We start from the raw sequence: 18951 nt of genomic DNA, 5'->3' as shown, positions 1-18951 counted from the left end.
GGTATAAGTAGTTTAAAAGAAGAAGTTATGGTGCTACTATTTTATCTCCAGAGCAAATGCGTCAAAAAAGATGTAGAGCAATTGGTAGATATGATGCCTAAAGGAGAAAAATTATATATTATGATTGATATTGATGGAATCGACCTTTCTATTGCTCCAGAAACAGGCACGCCGTCTCAGGGAGGTCTACAATATGATAAAGTTAATGAATTGTTAAGAGTAGTAGCTAAACACAATGAAGTGGTGGCATTTGATTGAGTAGCAGTTGCGCCATCTTATGACCCAACAGCTGCACGTATCATATTAGACTTGTATAGTTATGTATTGAAAGAAAGAGTATACAAAGAAGGGCGTTAATTTTAAACGCTGATATTTAAAAGAGCAGAGCCGTGAATAACGGTTCTTTTTTTATGTCTTATATTTCATTAAAGTGAAAAAGTTTATTGTTAGTTTTATTATCTGTATACAATAATTTAATTATTTAAAATAATATATAATAAAAATAAAATATATAAATAGATATTTTTTAAGGTGACTAGAAATTCGAATTTATATCAATATATAGAAAATAGATGTAAAATATTAAAATCAATTGCAAATTGGAGGATATTATATGTTTTTCACCAAATTAACAAAAGAAGAATACGCAGCATTTATTACGCATCTTCCAGTTCATTACACTCAATCAATCGAACAATATAATTATAGAAAACAACATAAAGATGATGTTCATATTGTAGGAGTAAAAGACAACGATAATGTTATAGCGGCATGTCTTCTATCTGAAGCTAGAACGATGAAAATATTTAAATATTTTTATTCGCATAAAGGACCCGTACTTGATTATCAAAATAAAGATATAGTGCAATGCTTCTTTAAAGGTTTAAATAAATACTTAAAAAAACATAGAACTTTATTCGTTTTAGTAGATCCTTATGTATTAGAAGCAGTTAGAAATGCAGATGGAGATATATTACGTTCATTTGATAATACAGAGTTAATCACACAATTAAATAAACTCGGCTATAAACATCAAGGCTATTCAGTAGGATATTCTCAAAAAAGCCAAATAAGATGGCTATCGGTACTAGATGTTGAAGGCAAAAGCGAGCAAGAAGTATTGAAAGATATGGACTATCAAACAAGACGTAATATTAAAAAAGCACAAGAGCTGAACGTAGAAACTAAGACATTAGATTATTCAGAAACTGAACGTTTTTATAATTTATATAAAAAGGCAGAAGAACGCCATAATTTTAAATTTAAAGAAGACCCATTTGAATTTTTTAAAGAAACCCAAAAAATGTATCCTGAGCATTCAATGTTGAAGTTAGCATATGTAGATTTAAATAAATATTTACAACAATTATCACAAAAAGGTGAGCAACTAAACTCAGGACTCAAAGATATAGAAAGTAAATTAGCAGATAATCCTAATTCTAAGAAAAGTAAAAATAAATTTGAACAATTAAAGCAACAAGTAAATAGTAATGATAAAAAAATTACAGAAGCACAACAATTAATAAGTGAAGAAGGAGAAATTTTAGATTTAGCTGCCGCTTTATATATTTATAATAAAGATGAGGTTTATTATTTATCCAGTGGTTCAGATCCTAAATTTTACCAATTTAATGGAGCTTACTGCTTACAGTGGGATATGATTAAATTTACAATCGACAATCATATTCCACGATATAATTTCTACGGTATTACTGGAGATTTCGGTGAAGAAGCGGATGATTATGGTGTTCAACAATTTAAAAAAGGTTTCAATGCTCATGTTGAAGAGTATATTGGAGATTTTATCAAACCTATCCATCCATTATTTTATAAAATTTATCAGTTTATCAATAAATAGCGACAGCAATGCAAAAGCTAGTCATTAAATAATGTAAAGTTATCAGTTTTTAATATGTGAGTATGGGAATGAATAAAACAATTGAATTAGGTTTTAGGAGGAATATTAATGAAAAAGACTAGTAAACATGTCGACTTAAATTTTCAAAAAAGTGGACATGAAAATCCCATAACAATGTATTATAAAGCGTTATACCAACTGAATGATGTAGTACTGGGCTTGGTATTTCTAACTGGTAGCTTTTTATTCTTTAGTGATAGCACGGTCTTTTCAGGCACTGTACTATTCGTTATTGGTAGTATTCAAATGACTATCAGACCACTTATCGCCTTTTTACACGAAGTACATCTTGCACGCTATTATCAAAAACAACAAAAGCTTAATAAATAAAAGTATATATAAACTCCCTAATTAATCATTAGTTGGGGAGTTTTCTTAAAACCATTTTTTCTTTTTAAATAATAAGATTAACCAAATTGTAATAAGAAATCAAAAAGCGAAGGACTTTATGGATATAAAGTAGGTAATGGTAATATAGTTTTCCATGTCAGTGGTGGTTATGTAACAAGCGCCACTGTTTCTTAATAAATTTTATTAACAGCAAATGTTAGTAAATACGTCATCAAATCTAAATTATACTTCTATTTACTGAGTTTTATATTTCTGAAACCTAAAATACTAAAATCAATTCATGCATTGTATTAATAAAGTTTCTCTATGCTTAAATAACTTAAAACGCACCCTTCATGAAGTAGGGGTGCGTTTATTACCTTATAAGAACTTATTAATGTGATTCTTAAATTATAGTAAATTTTTCCTGAATAAAGTATAAAAAGAGGCCTCGTTCATCAAGATCTCTTTTGTACTTATTTTAATTGTTCGATATTTTTTTTAAGTTCTTTTACCTGTTTGATACTAGATTGAATTCCGTTTGTAGAAAAGTACCATTCTTTAGGATCTAATTCTACAATTTGCTTCTTCTTAACAGCAGAAACTTCTTTTAATACATCGTTGTTCAAAATTTTTCTGCTAGTTCCTTTTCCAGAAGTAGCTTTGTCTCGATCCATAGCAAAAATAATATCCGGATTTTCTTCAGCTACGTATTCTAAGCTTACAGATTTACCATGTGGACCTGCTTTAATTTTTTCATCAGCTGGTTTCATCCCAATTTCATTATATATCAATCCACCAAAACGATCTTTAGGACCATATGTTGAAAGTTCGCCTTCACTCGTTAGTAGTATCATTGATTTATCACTTATTTTTGATGCTATTTTTTTTGTATCATTACTAATTTCATCTAATTTTTTTATATATTTTTGTGCTTTAGCTGATTCATCAAATATTTTCCCTAAATCGTTTGTATTTTTTTTAATAGAACTTAATGTTTGCTCATCGTCTGTACCTATGTATAACAATTTTGCATTCGGTGCTGCTTTTTTAAGTTCATCAAGTACTTGTTTGCTAGCCGTACGTCCAGAAAATATGATCAAATCTGGCTTTTGTTTAGCAACAGCATTGTAATTAGGTTTTCCTAATTCTCCCACATTAGCGTATTTTTTTTGCTTAAAGTTTACTAAATCTTCAGGTAAACTTTCTCCATTTTTACCTTTTGCGATACCTTTAATCGCGGATGAATGACCGAGTGCCTTAATAGTATCGACTGCACCATAATCAAAAGTAACAATACGTTTCGGATTTTTGGGAATCGCAATAGTTCCTTTTTTAACTTCAGCATCTTTACCATCTTTTCTGTCTCCACGTAAGTCATATTTTGTTTTAATTTTTACTACATCTTTCTTTTTCTCATTACTTTTGCTTTGACTACATGCTGACAATAAAACCGCTACAACTATAAGTAAAATTAATTTTTTCATTTAATTAACACCCTCATTTTTTATTTTTATATAATGACTGCTTTAAAGAGGCCTGTAGATTCAAATATAAATTTTAAATATCTACTATGAGACTTACCGACAAATAGTATAGAACACTTATAATTTTTCGCCTTCTCTATTGTATTCATCGCCATTTTATAATTTCTTTGTGACCAATGATTTATGAATTGGATTCCTACATCTCCAGCTTGCATAAGAATGTAAAAATATTTCTCTAATGGAATGACTTCTCTCGATTGATTTAACATGGAAGATAACATACTATCTTCTTTATCCTTTGCTTGACTGTGCTGACTTTTAAAATAAGTCATTTGATTATATAGATCTGGCTTGCATTTTTGTAACATTGTTTCAGCTTTGTTTTGTAAGATTTTTCTCTGTGCCTTATTATTATCATCTATTGGATGAATTTGGATATTTCTTAATAACGACAGGGGCATGGCTGCAAAATGAAACTCTGTAAAATATGAAGGTGATTTGTTACGCTCTAATTGTTTTAAATCCTTAGCAATTTCATTTTCATTAGATTTATCTAATTCTATAAATAATACTTCCGGACTAAACTGATTTAAATAATTTGATATAGCAATTCCCTCTTTATAATAGTAATCTAATGGTTTATGTTGACTTAATTCTTCTTCTGTCCCTCTGATGTGGGGCAAATTAACTATGTATATAGTATTCATATAGGATTCCTCCGTAGCAGTTTTATATAATCCATAAAAAATAGGTGTGTTATAATTGATAATTGTTCTCAATTATAACACACCTATTTTCATATACAATTAAATATATATCTAATCCCTATTAAAGCAATCCTACTAATATTTCTAAAGCAATGATATTTAATTTATTACTCATAAATAATACCCCTCTAAATTTGAATTAAATTAGAGAGGAATTATAGTTTAAGTAAATCTTAGGGATATTCGTGATCATTAGCTCCCATGGAAATTACCTCTTTGTATGGATTGCAACATGTATATTTAACAATGAATAATTTATACATAAAAGAAGTTAAGTAATCCAATATCTGATATTGTACATGATATAGGTTGTTCCAACTGTGATAAAAAATTAGGGAATGTAAGAAAAGAGAGAATAGACTACCTAGTTACAAAAAAATATAGTTAAAAAATCTTCTTTAGTGAAACAATTATTATATAGAAAAAATTAGATATTTAGAGTATGAAATTCTACTTTATTCATTTTCTATATTTGGACGCTAAAAGAAAGTTATGTAAAAACCTTAGGTAAAGGGCTTTATATACCATTGAACGCTTTTACAATAAAAAATATGTTTTTAAACAATGACATATCTGTTCATACTTATTATTATGATAACAATTTTTATTTTTAAAAATATTATCATGATGAATATATATTTTCTGTGTGTACAAAAGTAAATACATTTCCTATTTCTAATAAGGAAATTGCAATAAAAGATAAATTAAACCATAAGAACTTCAATAGAAAGGATTAAATATTATGAGTGACACATACATCTCAAAGAAATTAGTATGCTCTACTATAAATACAATAAGTAACTCAACTTTAACTAACTTTGAAATTGACAGCTTGAATTTTGATTATGAAGGTTTTACTTTTGAGATAGATAAATTAACTTATAAAAGTAGGTTAGCAAAAAAAACACCGAAAAAGAAAGGTTATTTTGTTGCTTTTTGGAGAAAAAATGAATTTAATGAGAATATTCCCTTTGACTACGATACAACAGAAGATAAATTAATTATAAATATTATAGACAATGATAAAATAGGTCAATTTATATTCCCTAAAAATATTTTGAAAGAAAAAGGGGTTATAAAGTCAAATAAATCTAAAGGTAAAATGGCAATGCGTGTTTATCCAAGTTGGGTATCAAATTTAAATGCTACTGCTAAAAGCACACAAAGATGGCAAACGAAATACTTTGTGGATCTATCAAATGACTTTAACCAAGAAAAGCTATATCCTTTATATTTCAGGTGATAATTAACAAAACATTTCGAGCTTATTAAAAGAGTAACTATTAGAACTGGTTTAAATCCATTTACTACACTAGTATGTACGCTTTTTAGTTATACAAATTTTAAGTATCTTCTTCATTCACTAAATATTTAGTTTGCAATAATTGGTCATGTTCCTAAAATTCCATATAAAAGGTTAGTCCTACAAATACAAATAGTTAAGTATTTCCAATTATTTGCCTGTCACTTTCCTTTTTATATTGCGAAAAGTTTTTACATAATTTGCATTGAATCTCTTTATTTTAAAGGTGATTATATACGTTAATATTGTGATATTCCGAATGTTTTTGTTAAAGTAACTTCAAAGGAGATGGTGATTAATGTACTATACTCAAGATGTTGAAAAAATAGTGGGAATTAATAGTTCAGCAATGCGGTATTACGAAAAGGAAGGTATATTACCTATTGTGAAAAGAGACAAGAATGGAAATCGTACGTATACAGATGAAAATATAGAATGGTTGAGATTTATTAAATTGTTAAGAGCAACAGATATGGGGATTGAGGATATAAAACATTATGTTTATTTGTTTAATCAGGGGCATTCTACGATAGAAAAAAGACGTGAAATTTTAAGTAAACACAAAGAAAGTATAAAAAATGAAATTAAAAGTAAGTTAGATTGTCTAGATCAGATTAACTATAAATTAGGTGTTTATGATGAAAAATCTCGTAACATTAATACAGATATTATAAATGATGATTGCCTTATTTGACCTAAAGTACAGTTCAAGGTTTATCATTAATTATATATTTAATTAATGGAGGCGTATGATATGAATAATATAAAAGACAAAGTTATCCTTATAACGGGAGCATCAAGTGGTATAGGGAAAGCAACAGCCACATCATTAGCACAACAAGGCGCAAAGTTAGTGTTAGCAGCAAGAAACAATGAAAAGTTACAAGAAATTTCAGAGGAATTGTCACAAGATAGTAATGAAGTTAAATATAAACAAACAGATGTGACAAATATTCAAGAAGTAAATGAATTAGCACAGTTTGCTATTGATACTTATGGGAGAATAGATGTCTTAATTAATAATGCTGGAGTTATGCCATTATCTTTAATGCATAATAAGAAGATAGATGAATGGAACTCAATGATTGACGTAAATATTAAAGGAGTTTTAAACGGTATTTATTCAGTTATTTCTGAAATGAGAAACCAAAATTCTGGGCATATAATAAATATATCTTCTGTAGCTGGGCACTTAGTTACTCCTGGTAGTGCGGTATATAGTGGAACGAAATTTGCTGTAAGAGCTATTACAGAGGGGTTACGCATGGAGGAATCATCTCAAAATAGTAATATTAGAGCAACTATTGTTTGTCCTGGTGCTACTAATACCAATTTAACTCAAACAATCACTGATTCAGATGTAGAAGGTAATGTATCTTCTGTATATGAAACAACAATAGAACCTGATGATATGGCTAGAGCTATAACATTTGCAATAAACGAGCCCTCTAACGTCGCTGTTAATGAACTTATCGTTAGACCTACAAATCAAGAGTGGTAAATAAAATATCATTAGGAGTGCGACATGAATAAAAAAGAAGTTAGTATGTCAGAATTATTTTTCGATTTAATTTTTGTTTCAATACTTTCTCAAGTTAATCAAGCTACTGAGCACATGACAGATGGTATTTTATCGACTGAAAATTTACTTAAAAATTTTATGCTTTTCCTCATCTTTGTAGCTATATGGGTATATAGAACTTTATTAGTTAATAGGTTTTTTAATAAAAAATGGTATCAATATGCGTTTGTATTTATTGATATGTTTTTAATAATATTACTTTCAAGGGCTATTAATTCAGAATTTCAATCAACTTTCACGCCTGGCGTTCTAATAACAACATTACTTTTTTTAAGTATTGCTACGCAATATATATTGAACTATATTCTTAATAAAGAAAGATTTGATATAAGACTTATTTTACCATATGTATTAAGCCTTATATTAGCATCTTTAATTTCAATTTTTTCTTTATTCATTAATGGTAACTCAAATGTTTTAGTATTTTTAATTGCTGTAACAATAGCTTCTATAGTACCTTTGTTCTTTCAAAAACAGGCAAAAAGACACCCTGTTTATTTTGATCATTTGAGTGAACGGTTAAGTTTATTTGTAATATTGATGTTTGGGGAAGGTTTAATATTCATTGCAAGTGATATAAGTGTATTTTCATTAAATCCAGTATATATAATATTGTTTGCGTTGTTAGTATCCCTATTTGTTTTATATACCTTGCAATATAAATACACAGAAAAAAAAGAAGAAAAAAGAACAGGTTTTTTCACTTTATATATTCATTTATTTATTCTATATTTTATAGATATAATGTTTTTAGTTATTAATGAAGAAATACAACAAAATCATTTTTCTTCATTTAATTATCATTTTCTGTATATTACTGCCTTTATAATGTATTTAATGCTATTACTTGTTAATACTAAGCATTATACTAGTAATTTAAATTCGTCCAAGGGTAAATTGAATGCTATAGTAATAGTTATATGTGTTGTCTTATCGTCTATATTAAATAATTTTATATTAATTAATATAGTCTTCATATTAACTATTGTCATAGTTATCTTTATAAATTATAAAGATAAAATAAAAAAAGAATTTATCTAGAAAAGAGGTTGCTTATTATGCCAATTTTAAAATTAGAAACACTAGATTTAACAAAAGATCAAAAGAAACAACTAGTCGAGGAATTAACAGAAACTGCTTCACGTATTACTGGTATCCCACAAGAAGGATATTATGTGATTTTAAAAGAGAATAACCTAGATAACGTGGGTTCTGGAGGAAAGTTATTAAGTGAAAGAACATAAAAGTTACTTTTTCTTACTAATTAAAAATATAGATAAAAATCAATAATATGTGTCATAGATTTACTATTTCAAAAATCTTATATAGAATTAAAAAGGATCAAGCATAATTAGACTATTATGCTTGATCCTTTTTAATTCTATATATAGTTTGCCTTGTAACATTTACCTCTTTAGCGATTTTACTTATAGAAACTCCTTGTTCTAGCCTCTCTATAACACGATAATATACTAAACGTTTTTGAGGATCTTTAGCATTAGGAGAATAAAGTACAGGCCTGCCTTTATATATACCTTTTTCTTTAGCTACTTTGATACCTTGTTCTTGTCGACGTTTACTTTCAGTTCTTTCTTGTTCAGAAATCATTGCTAAAATTTGAATAATTAAATCTTTCATGAACTTATCTAATAGTGGATTAGCAATTGCTTCATTCATCATAGGTAAGCTTGTAATCATTAATTGAACTTCTTTTTCCTTTAAATAGTTAACCGTTTGAATGACTTCGTCGTAATTTCTACCTAATCGATCAATTGACTCTACAATTAAGCGATCCCCCACACGTACAAAATTTAATGTTTCTTGAAAAATGGGTCTATTTTCAATCGATTTACCTGACTGTTTTTCTGTAAAAATTTTTTCTGCACCAAAAGATTGTAGGTTTTCAATTTGTCTATTTAAATTTTGGTCAATAGTCGAAACTCTTGCATAACCAACTATCATTTTCAACACCCTTTATCATACACCCTAATCATACATGTAAAAACAACATGTCACTTTACATGATGTATGAGAATACTTTTACCTAATAAATGAGAAAAACAACGTACTTTATTAAAAGTACGTTGTTTTTATTATCGTATACCTATGACTAAACTGTCTCTCGCGGTTTCTACAACTTCTGTACTGATTTTATCTAATCCCTTTATATTCTAATATATGATGCGTCTCGTCTTTACTTAGATTATCAAATTCATGCGCAAAACCTATACGAGAATATAGTTGAGGATAACGAGATAGTTTTTTCTCAATGCCAGGCATACCAATGAATATCATTGCTAAATTATGTTGGTCATAAATGTTTCTTAGTTGTTCTAAATTTTGCACTTTAAGTCTATCAATTTCATCTATTATAATGAGTTCAATGTCTTGGAATGCATCACTAAAATTTTCACTATGTTTATGTTCGTATTTATTTATAACATGTAATTTTTGTCCCAAATCAATGCTCCCATTGATACTGTGTAAATTACTACTCAGTCTTGTTTACTTTTCAGCAGGTGCAGTATAAAATATCTTGTTAACAGATAGTATATCATCAGTCGTTTTATTGGCCAAACCCTTCCACCCTCTATGGGTAACTTGTTTCTCAATATTATCCCAATTGGTATAATATCGTGAAGATAATGTTTTCCCAACACCTGGTTGACCATAACATATGCCAATATATTGATATTTAATACAAGAATCACAAAATTCAGCAAACCATTTATACTCTTTCGTTTCAATGAAGTTTTGAGGTTTAGTCATTACGATACCTCTTTAACTTTTTTGACGTTTTTAGTCGTTTCTTGAGGTGAATAATTATAATTTTTTTCTTCTTTTATTAAATCAGTGGTACTTGGGCTGGTAATATTTTCTTTTAAATGCTTTCTTCTCTGACTGCGAGCGTGTTGTGTATCTTTTATAGGTTCTGTTGCAAAGTTGAATTTATAGTATAATTTTCACAAAAAGGAGTCTTCTGTATGAACTATTTCAGATATAAATAATTTAACAAGGATGTTATCACTGTAGCCGTTGGCTACTCTCTAAGATATGCATTGAGTTATCGTGATATATCTGAAATATTAAGGGAACGTGGTGTAAACGTTCATCATTCAACGGTCTACCGTTGGGTTCAAGAATATGCCCCAATTTTATATCAAATTTGGAAGAAAAAGCATAAAAAAGCTTATTACAAATGGCGTATTGATGAGACGTACATCAAAATAAAAGGAAAATGGAGTTATTTATATCGTGCCATTGCAGAGGGACATACATTAGATATTTGGTTGCGTAAGCAACGAGATAATCATTCAGCATATGCGTTTATCAAACGTCTCATTAAACAATTTGGTAAACCTCAAAAGGTAATTACAGATCAGGCACCTTCAACGAAGGTAGCAATGGCTAAAGTAATTAAAGCTTTTAAACTTAAACCTGACTGTCATTGTACATCGAAATATCTGAATAACCTCATTGAGCAAGATCACCGTCATATTAAAGTAAGAAAGACAAGGTATCAAAGTATCAATACGGCAAAGAATACTTTAAAAGGTATTGAATGTATTTACGCTCTATATAAAAAGAACCGCAGGTCTCTTCAGATCTACGGATTTTCGCCATGCTACGAAATTAGCATCATGCTAGCAAGTTAAGCGAAGACTGACATGATAAATTAGTGGTTAGCTATATTTTTTTACTTTGCAACAGAACCTTGTTAATTATGTTAGTTGAATAATTTTAATACCCGAGGAGTGGAATACTTTGGATGAAAAAATAACAGATATACGTATAATAAAATCAAGAGAAAAGATAGAAAGTGCTTTAGTAAGCTTATTGAATACATATAACTTTGATGAAATATCAGTAAAAGATATTTGTAAAAGGTATTAAAGAAAATTCGGCCTTTCTGGTACGTCCAGATTGTTATGTGTCTGTAGCTACTGATGTTCAAAATCTGGAACCAATAAAAAATATGATTCATAAGTATAGTATTCGTCACTTAAACTAAATAGTCCAAAATAGAGAGAAGAGAATTGCAATGTTCAAATTGCATTTCTCTTTCTTATTTATTAAGTAAAAATATTCTCATATATCAAGTAAAGTGGCACCAACGTGTTAGAGATGAAATAGGTAATACAATTAAAGATTTTAGTAAAAACATCAAGTAGATACTTGATGTTTTTACTACTAATTCACTGATTTCAAACTTAATAAATTAATTGACAAGAGTATTTACACATATTAAAATCGAATTACGATATCGTAATTCGATTTTAAATAAGGAGAGATATATTGAAAAGTAAAATACAACGAAAACTATTTTTAGGATTTATCTATATCCATATATTACATCATGCAAAAGAAGATAAAATATATGGGGCTTGGATGATTAAAGAATTAGAAGAACATGGTTATAATATGAGTCCTGGTACCCTTTATCCAATATTCCATACACTAGAAAACGAGAACCTTTTAAAAAGTACCACGAAAACTGTAAATGGAAAAAATAGAAAATACTATTCAATAACTCCAGAAGGTAAAAAGTTTTTAGAAGAATCTAGAGAAAAATTAAAAGAGTTAACCAACGAAATATAAGGAGACCTTTATGTATAAATATATAAATATTTTTTTTGTTGCATTAAAACTTGGTTTATTATCATTCGGTGGACCTACTGCCCATTTAGGCTATTTTTATGATGAATATGTAAAAAAAAGAAAATGGCTTGATGAAAAAGAGTATTCTGATTTGGTAGCACTATGCCAGTTTTTACCTGGTCCTGCAAGTAGCCAAGTAGGTATTGGTATAGGAACTATAAGAGCCGGCATCGGAGGAGGTATTATCTCATTTATCGGATTTACGCTCCCATCTGTAATTATACTAATGATTTTTTCAGCGCTATTTACAAATAGTGATGTAAGTTTCACTTGGATGCAAGGTTTAAAACTAGTAGCTGTTGCTATTGTAGGCCAAGCTATTATAGGAATGGGCAAAAAATTAACAAATACCAAAACCACTATTGCATTAGCATTATTTGTTCTTATATTATCGTTAGTAATAAATAATCTTTATATACAAGTCATTGCACTATCAATAACTGGTGTATATGGTCTCATCTTTCTAAAACAAACATCAACAGATAGAACCAAAATAAAAAACAAATCATTTAAGTTACCTAAAAAATTAGGTTTTGTTTCATTATCATTATTCTTTTTACTATTAACTGTATTACCTATCGCTAGTTCTATGACAAATAATCTATGGTTAAAAATGTTTGATAGTTTTTATAGATCAGGTTCTTTAGTTTTTGGAGGAGGACATGTTGTCTTACCTTTATTGAAAAATGAGTTTGTACCATCAGGATTAATATCACCCGATAACTTCATAACGGGTTATGCTGCTGCTCAAGCTGTACCCGGACCGTTATTTACGTTTGCTTCATACATTGGTATGTCTATGGAAGGGATAGGAGGAGCAATTTTGGCTACTATTGCTATTTTCCTACCAGCATTTCTTTTGTTATTTGGAATTTTGCCATTCTGGGATAATATTAAATCTAATATTTATGCTGAAGGATTTTTAAAAGGGATAAGTGCAGGCGTAGTCGGTATTCTTATTGCTGCTTTTTATAACCCAATTTGGACTTCAACGATTAAATCAGAATTAGATTTTGCTTTAGCCAGCTCATTGTTCATATTATTAATGTATTTTAAATTGCCTTCTTGGGCTATTGTTTTGATAGGTATTATTTTAGGTGTTTTATTTTATTAATATAAATCAATGAATATAAACAATAATTAAAATACTTATATTCTATACGAGTCTGGGACATAAATCCCAGGCTCCTTTTATAACTTTATAAACTAAACACTATAGACAATATTAATTTATTTAATATTATTTATGCCATTTAAAGAACAAAATTTGTGCCATATAACTCTAAAACTGACAGCCGGGCATAGAGAAAAAACTATCTCGTTATCCTCAACTATATTCGCGCATAGGTTTTGCGCATGAATTTGATAATCTAAGTAAAGATGAGACACATCATATATTAGAATATAAGTGGCAAGATTTAGGATTTGATTTAAAACTCGAAGACTTTACTGATTATGAGGCAATAACGACGATTATTAAAATTACAAAAGGGAATTTTAGGCTGATTCATCGTTTATTTGCGCAGATAGACAGAATTATGGATATAAATGGTTTAGATAAAATAAGTACAGAAGTTGTAGAAACAGCTAGAGATAGTTTAGTTATAGGTATTCGATAATAGAAAAAGCAACGCACTATATTAAAATGCGTTGCTTTTCTCATTTATTAGGTAAAGTCATTCTCATATATCGAATAAAGTGACAATTATATTACTTATAAATAAAACTACCCACCTAAATAGATAGTTGATAATTACATGTTAATTTTGGTGATGCTCACAGTTATTTAATTTACAATTATTCATTTTCTTACTTAAATAAACTGTAGTTCATAAATGGACTCATCTTCGTAGGTATTGAATTCGTCTATATGTCCTTTTAAAAATATTTCTTGTTTTTTTCTACTCACATTATGATAATAGGATAACTTAATATTCATATTGGATTCGTAACCATTATTTTTTATAGTATCGTCTAATTCATCAAATACTCTTTTATTTATAGGTAGCATATAACCTTCTTTACTAGGTAACATATTAACATATTTTTTTTGAATAACTTTATCTTCACCTAATAAAACTTCAATGGTGATTTTTTTTGCTGATCCACCTCCTAAATTATATAAATTCAAATAATCTTCATGTTCTTCCGCATTAGAAGTGGTATTTTTTAAATTTAACCTTTGGTCTTTATCTCTAATTAATAAAATCTGATTAAATCCTAATGCAGGAATAAAACTTATTTTCATTTGGTAAAGTTGAACTGATACTGATACAAAATAAAATAAGGCCATAATAAATGTTCCGAGCGATCCGATCGCTGATATAATATTAATCATATTTAGCTCCTCTTTTTTGACAAAGTAGTACACTGTCTTTGATAACTATAATATAAATTTCATATTAACTATATAAAAATGAGCATTAGATATCAATTTTTTAGCTATATAAATACGATTCTGGGTATTTTGCAACATATAAACTAACAATTTTCTAAAAAGATTAATAAATCAATTTATTCTTCTGAGTTTGCATTATAATATCACGGGTACAGTTTTTTAAGGAGGGTGGTATAAATGAAAGCAGTTACTTATCAAGGTCATAAAAACATGGAAGTGCGTGAAGTACATGATCCAATAATAGAAGAATCAACGGATGCAATTATAAAAATAACAGCTTCAGGTATATGTGGTTCTGATCTACATCTTTACCATCAAGGTGATTTATTTATGGATCCTGGTTTTGTTATTGGACATGAGCCAATGGGAATTGTAGAAGAAGTAGGAAAAGACGTTAAAACCTTGAAAAAGGGAGATAGAGTAGTTATACCTTTTAACATAGGTTGTGGCGATTGTTTCTATTGTAATAATGATATGGAATCTCAGTGTGATAATTCTAATCCATCACCGGCAAGTTGGAAAATGGATAATGGTGGGCTTTTCGGTTTTGGTGGCATGCACGGAAACCACTGGGGAGGTCAAGCAGAGTATTTAAGAGTTCCATTTGCCGATTTCTCCTCTTTCAAAGTTCCAGATAGTGATTTGAAAGACGAACAAGTATTATTTTTATCTGATGTTGTCCCAACAGCTTATTGGAGTGTTGAACATGCAGGCGTAAAATCTGGAGATACCGTTATTGTTCTCGGTTGTGGGCCAATCGGTTTAATGGCACAAAAATTTGCTAAATTAAAAGGCGCTGAACGTGTGATCGCCATTGACAATATAGAACATAGATTAAATCATGCTAAAAAATTCAACGGAGCTGAAGTGTATAATTTTTCTAAAGAAGATAATATAGGAAAATTACTTCATGAAAGCACACGCGGTGGTGCAGATGTCGTTATAGATTGTGTTGGAATGGATGGACAAATTGCTCAAGATGATTTAGAGATTAGTTCAAATTCAGCACAACGCGGTAATATTAGTCCAATTATTACAGCAGCTGAATCAGTACGAAAATTCGGGACGATTCAATTAACTGGTATTTACGGTACCCCTGCAGATAATTTTCCAATAGATTTAATTTTTAATAGAGATGTCCAAGTAAAAAGTGGCCAAGCCCCAGTTATTCATCAAATGCCAAAATTATATGAAATGATTAAAAATGAAGTTTTTGATCCAACAGAAATTATAACGCATACCTTGCCTTTAGAAGATGCCAGCCAAGCGTATGATATTTTCGATCAGAAAAAAGATAATAATATTAAAGTAATTCTAAAACCGTAATAATAAATATATAAAGGAGTCTATATACAGATTATAACCAGTATATAGACTCCTTTATTAATTTCATGTGATAATTTTCATAAGCATTAAGTTATAAAATTTCTGACTTTAATCAATTATCTAATGCTGTTTCTTTTTATAAAAACATAATCTCTAAGATAATGAACATTGATTAGTATTTCAAAATTATGCTTCTAATTGTTTAATAATTTCTCTATTAAAATCTTCTAAGTCATCTGGTGTACGACTTGTTACAATATTGTTATCTATTACAACTGATTCATCTACAACATGTGCACCTGCATTAGATAAATCTTTGCGTACATTGATAACACCAGTTATTGTACGTCCATTTAAATCATCAGTATCAACTAGTAAAAGGGGTCCGTGGCAAATTGCAAATGTTGGTACGTCATTTTGAGTAAAATACTTAGTAAATGTACCATAACGACCTTCTTCATCACCACGTAAATGGTCAGGTGAGAATCCACCAGGAATTAATAAGGCATCATAATTTTCTGGTTTCGCATCTGAAATGCTAACATCTACAGTTACTTTTTCCCCATGTTTGCCAACAAGTTCATGTTTTGCCGTATCTCCAATAATTTCAGTCTCAAATCCAGCATTTTCTAATGCTTCTTTAGGACTAGTTAATTCTATATCTTCAAATTCATCTGCTAAAATGATTGCTACTTTTTTATTCATAATACAACATGCCTTTCAATTATATTTTACATCTAGATGCTATATACACTAGAAAGAGAAAATTTAAACATAGGATGCTTTATAATTGTTTTATCAACTACTTTTGAATCTGAAATAACTGATTTAACAGTACATAAACTTTCTAAAAAAGATCTTTTAAAAACTTTAAAAAAGAATGTATTATATATAATCAACAGTAAGTAACTTTGCGACTCTACCCTATTATAAAATAAAGGAACTAATGTATGATGGTGAATGCTATACTCATAATCTCTTTATTTAACCCCCTTTTCTTAATTAGTAATTTACTATGAAACAGTCTATACAACTTATTCTAGATTATCAAATACTATTAAGTGTATTAATGAATATAGATTGTATTGTGGAGGTAGAGTAAAATTAAATTATTACTTATTTCAAATGGAAAATTTGATAATAAATATTTACAAACAATTGGTTGAATTGGAACATTTATTATGGCAATTTTATATATCATTTCAGTAATAATACAAATCAGATAAATTAAAATTTCTTTTATCCCGTTCTTAGCCTTCGATCAAATTATTATCGAACAAGAAGGAAAAGGTTTAAAATTAAGAAGTCTAGCTGAAACTGATTCTGACTATGTAACTACTTTTTTTAACAACAAAATTTAGGCGGTGTAACTGCTAAAAATATAGATATAAAAGTTTATTTAAATGAAAATGATAAAGATTATTTAATGCCAATGAATAAAAAGCGTTTGAAGAATTTAAAGAAATAATAAAAATAATAGTTATACAACTAATATGCATATTAATATAATCTATTATAATTAAATCTCTAAGAAACAAAATAAATAACAGGTATCGAGTTAATATTGAGGAAGTTCATTAATTTAGACGATAAAGATTTATATGAATTAACGTTTGAAACTATTAATAATTAAATAAGGAAATTTTTAAAAAACTTGGTTTTTTAGACGCTTACAGACGTGTTTATTTGCATCGAGAATTAGATTTCATTAATAGTTTCTCGAAAAAGTTCAAAAAAGATTGATACACTTGAGAAATATGGCTGTGAACGTATCTTTAGCGAGAAAGCAAGTAATCATAAAATCGATAAGAATCGAACTTGATAAGTTTTGGGATTATTTATGAGAAGGAGATGTTCTAATTCTCTATAAGTTAGATCGTCTTAAACGTACAACAAAACAATTAATTGAGTTATCTCAATGGTTCGCTAAAAACAGCATTGACTTACATATTATAGGTATGAATGTATTCACGAAAGATGCGATGAGCAAAATGTTCTTTACCACGATGAATACATTCGTTGAACTCAAAGCTAATTTGCTAAGTGACAGTCCCAAAAAAGAATTAGAAGCTTCACGAGCAAGAAGCCACAAAGGTGGAAGGGCTTCATTACCTGATTACAAGCAAAGAGAAAGCAAATTTATACATGATTAACAAAACTTACAGGCGAAGAGATTTGCTGTACAGACAGATGTTAGTCGTTCACCGATATAGAGAATAATAAAAAAGGAGGAAATTTATTGGAACTTAAACATATGCAGTATTTTGTAGAAGTTGTAAAACAAAAAAGTATGACCAAAGCAGCAGATAGTCTTTTTATTACACAGCCCACAATTAGTAATACAATTAAATTATTAGAAGAAGAATTAGAAGTAATCTTATTTAATAGATATAAAAATCAAATATATTTAACTGACGCAGGGGAAGCTTTCTTTTTTCAATGTAAAGAAATGCTTAAAATGTATGATAATATCCCTAATGAATTAAGTAATTTATTAGAATTAAAAACAGGACGTTTAAAAATTGGAATACCTACTATTATTAATATAAGAATATTAATTAACTTAATTTCACAATTTCATGAAATGTATCCTAATATAACTTTTCAACTTTTTGAAAATGGTAGTAAAAAAATTGAAAACGATATATATTATGGTGATTTAGACATGGGGATTACCGTACTGCCTACAAATAATAAAAACTTTAATACTTTCTCTTTTTTAGAAGAAAAATTAAAATTGGTTGTTCATAAAAATCATAAATTATCTAAAAGAAAAACGGTTAATATAGAAGATTTAAAAGAACAAGAATTTATTTTATTTAATTCTGATTTCTATTTAAACGATAAAATCAAAAATACGTGTAGAGATTATGGCTTTAATCCTAATATGATTTTTGAAACCACCCAATGGAGTTTCATAGAAGAAATGTTATTAAATAATCTGGGAATATGTATATTACCCGAAGGAATACTAGAATTATTAGATAATAATTTAAAAGCCATCGATATTAATGAACCTTCCATGAAATGGGAACTTGCCATTATTTGGAGAAAAGATATTATAGTTGATTCTTTAACAAAAAATTGGATTAAATTTCTCCAAGAAAACTTCTTAATTAACTATTAAATATAAAGGTATTTGAGAAATTTATAGCTGTATAAAAAAATGATATTTTATATT

19 protein-coding genes and 4 pseudogenes are annotated in these 18951 nt (G+C 28.5%); 16 read left to right on the top strand and 7 right to left on the bottom strand.

From position 1 onward, the window contains the following. Nucleotides 1-27 precede the first annotated feature (27 nt). The 3 genes from ISP02_RS12295 (at nt 28) to ISP02_RS12285 (ending at nt 2248) form a co-directional block, all read left to right on the top strand. Nucleotides 28-258, top strand: a complete 231-nt coding sequence (locus tag ISP02_RS12295) for an arginase family protein (protein ID WP_235980515.1) — start codon at nt 28-30, stop codon at nt 256-258. 355 nt (nt 259-613) lie between these two features. Beyond that, a complete protein-coding gene (locus ISP02_RS12290) occupies nt 614-1858 on the top strand; it encodes an aminoacyltransferase (protein WP_195721774.1) in 1245 nt (414 codons plus the stop codon). A gap of 108 nt (nt 1859-1966) precedes the next feature. Then, a complete protein-coding gene (locus ISP02_RS12285) occupies nt 1967-2248 on the top strand; it encodes a YrhK family protein (RefSeq protein ID WP_195721773.1) in 282 nt (93 codons plus the stop codon). Nucleotides 2249-2724: 476 nt separating this feature from the next. Here ISP02_RS12285 and ISP02_RS12280 read toward each other — a convergent pair whose 3' ends face one another. Together ISP02_RS12280 and ISP02_RS12275 are read right to left on the bottom strand one after the other, a co-directional pair. After that, entirely contained in the window at nt 2725-3735 is a 1011-nt protein-coding gene (locus ISP02_RS12280; protein ID WP_195721772.1) for a siderophore ABC transporter substrate-binding protein, read from the bottom strand. Nucleotides 3736-3761: 26 nt separating this feature from the next. After that, a complete protein-coding gene (locus ISP02_RS12275; protein WP_195721771.1) occupies nt 3762-4442 on the bottom strand; it encodes a DUF5694 domain-containing protein in 681 nt (226 codons plus the stop codon). Between the two features lie 521 nt (nt 4443-4963). Here ISP02_RS12275 and ISP02_RS13305 point away from each other — a divergent pair. From ISP02_RS13305 to dmpI, 6 genes are all read left to right on the top strand, one after another. Further along, complete coding sequence (locus tag ISP02_RS13305; RefSeq protein ID WP_195721887.1) at nt 4964-5116, top strand: 4'-phosphopantetheinyl transferase superfamily protein; 153 nt, start codon at nt 4964-4966, stop codon at nt 5114-5116. A 128-nt stretch (nt 5117-5244) separates the two neighbouring features. Further along, nucleotides 5245-5745, top strand: coding sequence for a MepB family protein (locus tag ISP02_RS12265; protein WP_195721770.1), 501 nt, complete (start codon nt 5245-5247; stop codon nt 5743-5745). 358 nt (nt 5746-6103) lie between these two features. Continuing rightward, a complete protein-coding gene (locus ISP02_RS12260) occupies nt 6104-6499 on the top strand; it encodes a MerR family transcriptional regulator (RefSeq protein WP_195721769.1) in 396 nt (131 codons plus the stop codon). Nucleotides 6500-6559: 60 nt separating this feature from the next. Next, nucleotides 6560-7306: an SDR family oxidoreductase gene (locus tag ISP02_RS12255; protein ID WP_195721768.1), complete on the top strand. Its 747-nt coding sequence runs from the start codon at nt 6560-6562 to the stop codon at nt 7304-7306. Between the two features lie 24 nt (nt 7307-7330). Next, nucleotides 7331-8428: a low temperature requirement protein A gene (locus ISP02_RS12250; protein WP_195721767.1), complete on the top strand. Its 1098-nt coding sequence runs from the start codon at nt 7331-7333 to the stop codon at nt 8426-8428. 17 nt (nt 8429-8445) lie between these two features. Beyond that, complete coding sequence (dmpI, locus tag ISP02_RS12245; protein ID WP_195721766.1) at nt 8446-8631, top strand: 4-oxalocrotonate tautomerase DmpI; 186 nt, start codon at nt 8446-8448, stop codon at nt 8629-8631. 115 nt (nt 8632-8746) lie between these two features. On the opposite strand, the gene ISP02_RS12240 is transcribed toward dmpI, so the two are convergent. From ISP02_RS12240 to ISP02_RS12225, 3 genes and pseudogenes are all read right to left on the bottom strand, one after another. Next, the gene (locus ISP02_RS12240; protein WP_195721765.1) at nt 8747-9349 is read right to left on the bottom strand and encodes a recombinase family protein; all 603 of its coding nucleotides are present in this window, start codon (nt 9347-9349) and stop codon (nt 8747-8749) included. A gap of 131 nt (nt 9350-9480) precedes the next feature. Then, a pseudogene (locus tag ISP02_RS12910) lies at nt 9481-10156 on the bottom strand (AAA family ATPase). Next, nucleotides 10149-10314: pseudogene (locus ISP02_RS12225) on the bottom strand (Mu transposase C-terminal domain-containing protein); the annotation flags it as partial. The pseudogenes ISP02_RS12910 and ISP02_RS12225, both read right to left, overlap by 8 nt. Before the next feature lie 96 nt (nt 10315-10410). Between ISP02_RS12225 and ISP02_RS12220 the strand changes: the two are divergent. The 4 genes and pseudogenes from ISP02_RS12220 to ISP02_RS12205 form a co-directional block, all read left to right on the top strand. Beyond that, nucleotides 10411-11043, top strand: coding sequence for an IS6 family transposase (locus tag ISP02_RS12220; RefSeq protein ID WP_328806066.1), 633 nt, complete (start codon nt 10411-10413; stop codon nt 11041-11043). Between the two features lie 640 nt (nt 11044-11683). After that, nucleotides 11684-11986: a PadR family transcriptional regulator gene (locus tag ISP02_RS12215; RefSeq protein WP_048794476.1), complete on the top strand. Its 303-nt coding sequence runs from the start codon at nt 11684-11686 to the stop codon at nt 11984-11986. Nucleotides 11987-11996: 10 nt separating this feature from the next. Next, nucleotides 11997-13160, top strand: a complete 1164-nt coding sequence (chrA, locus tag ISP02_RS12210) for a chromate efflux transporter (RefSeq protein WP_048794477.1) — start codon at nt 11997-11999, stop codon at nt 13158-13160. Between the two features lie 181 nt (nt 13161-13341). Beyond that, nucleotides 13342-13665: pseudogene (locus ISP02_RS12205) on the top strand (AAA family ATPase); the annotation flags it as partial. A gap of 194 nt (nt 13666-13859) precedes the next feature. Here ISP02_RS12205 and ISP02_RS12200 read toward each other — a convergent pair. Then, nucleotides 13860-14384, bottom strand: a complete 525-nt coding sequence (locus tag ISP02_RS12200) for a hypothetical protein (protein WP_195721764.1) — start codon at nt 14382-14384, stop codon at nt 13860-13862. A gap of 237 nt (nt 14385-14621) precedes the next feature. Between ISP02_RS12200 and ISP02_RS12195 the strand changes: the two genes are divergently transcribed. Further along, a complete protein-coding gene (locus ISP02_RS12195; RefSeq protein WP_070704335.1) occupies nt 14622-15770 on the top strand; it encodes a zinc-dependent alcohol dehydrogenase in 1149 nt (382 codons plus the stop codon). 186 nt (nt 15771-15956) lie between these two features. Here ISP02_RS12195 and ISP02_RS12190 read toward each other — a convergent pair whose 3' ends face one another. Beyond that, on the bottom strand, nt 15957-16475 hold the full coding sequence (locus ISP02_RS12190; RefSeq protein WP_195721763.1) for a type 1 glutamine amidotransferase domain-containing protein: 519 nt from the start codon (nt 16473-16475) through the stop codon (nt 15957-15959). Nucleotides 16476-17472: 997 nt separating this feature from the next. Here ISP02_RS12190 and ISP02_RS12185 point away from each other — a divergent pair. Beyond that, a pseudogene (locus ISP02_RS12185) lies at nt 17473-17983 on the top strand (recombinase family protein). A gap of 26 nt (nt 17984-18009) precedes the next feature. Then, complete coding sequence (gene cidR, locus ISP02_RS12180; protein WP_048794255.1) at nt 18010-18897, top strand: cidABC operon transcriptional activator CidR; 888 nt, start codon at nt 18010-18012, stop codon at nt 18895-18897. Nucleotides 18898-18951: the final 54 nt, after the last annotated feature.

Origin of the sequence: Staphylococcus durrellii (assembly GCF_015594545.1) — a bacterium.
In the GTDB taxonomy this organism is placed as follows: Bacteria; Bacillota; Bacilli; order Staphylococcales; family Staphylococcaceae; genus Staphylococcus; species Staphylococcus durrellii.
The sequence above is the reverse complement of the archived record's forward strand: the minus strand, read 5'-3'. Positions and strand labels throughout refer to the sequence as shown.

Coding starts and splice junctions, on each gene's coding strand:
- ISP02_RS12285 (WP_195721773.1), top strand. CDS start 1,967: ATGAAAAAGACTAGTAAACATGTCGACTTAAATTTTCAAAAAAGTGGA.
- dmpI (WP_195721766.1), top strand. CDS start 8,446: ATGCCAATTTTAAAATTAGAAACACTAGATTTAACAAAAGATCAAAAG.
- ISP02_RS12250 (WP_195721767.1), top strand. CDS start 7,331: ATGAATAAAAAAGAAGTTAGTATGTCAGAATTATTTTTCGATTTAATT.
- ISP02_RS12265 (WP_195721770.1), top strand. CDS start 5,245: ATGAGTGACACATACATCTCAAAGAAATTAGTATGCTCTACTATAAAT.
- ISP02_RS12195 (WP_070704335.1), top strand. CDS start 14,622: ATGAAAGCAGTTACTTATCAAGGTCATAAAAACATGGAAGTGCGTGAA.
- ISP02_RS12240 (WP_195721765.1), bottom strand. CDS start 9,349: ATGATAGTTGGTTATGCAAGAGTTTCGACTATTGACCAAAATTTAAAT.
- ISP02_RS12200 (WP_195721764.1), bottom strand. CDS start 14,384: ATGATTAATATTATATCAGCGATCGGATCGCTCGGAACATTTATTATG.
- ISP02_RS12190 (WP_195721763.1), bottom strand. CDS start 16,475: ATGAATAAAAAAGTAGCAATCATTTTAGCAGATGAATTTGAAGATATA.
- chrA (WP_048794477.1), top strand. CDS start 11,997: ATGTATAAATATATAAATATTTTTTTTGTTGCATTAAAACTTGGTTTA.
- ISP02_RS12260 (WP_195721769.1), top strand. CDS start 6,104: ATGTACTATACTCAAGATGTTGAAAAAATAGTGGGAATTAATAGTTCA.
- ISP02_RS12280 (WP_195721772.1), bottom strand. CDS start 3,735: ATGAAAAAATTAATTTTACTTATAGTTGTAGCGGTTTTATTGTCAGCA.
- ISP02_RS12295 (WP_235980515.1), top strand. CDS start 28: ATGGTGCTACTATTTTATCTCCAGAGCAAATGCGTCAAAAAAGATGTA.
- ISP02_RS12275 (WP_195721771.1), bottom strand. CDS start 4,442: ATGAATACTATATACATAGTTAATTTGCCCCACATCAGAGGGACAGAA.
- ISP02_RS12290 (WP_195721774.1), top strand. CDS start 614: ATGTTTTTCACCAAATTAACAAAAGAAGAATACGCAGCATTTATTACG.
- ISP02_RS12255 (WP_195721768.1), top strand. CDS start 6,560: ATGAATAATATAAAAGACAAAGTTATCCTTATAACGGGAGCATCAAGT.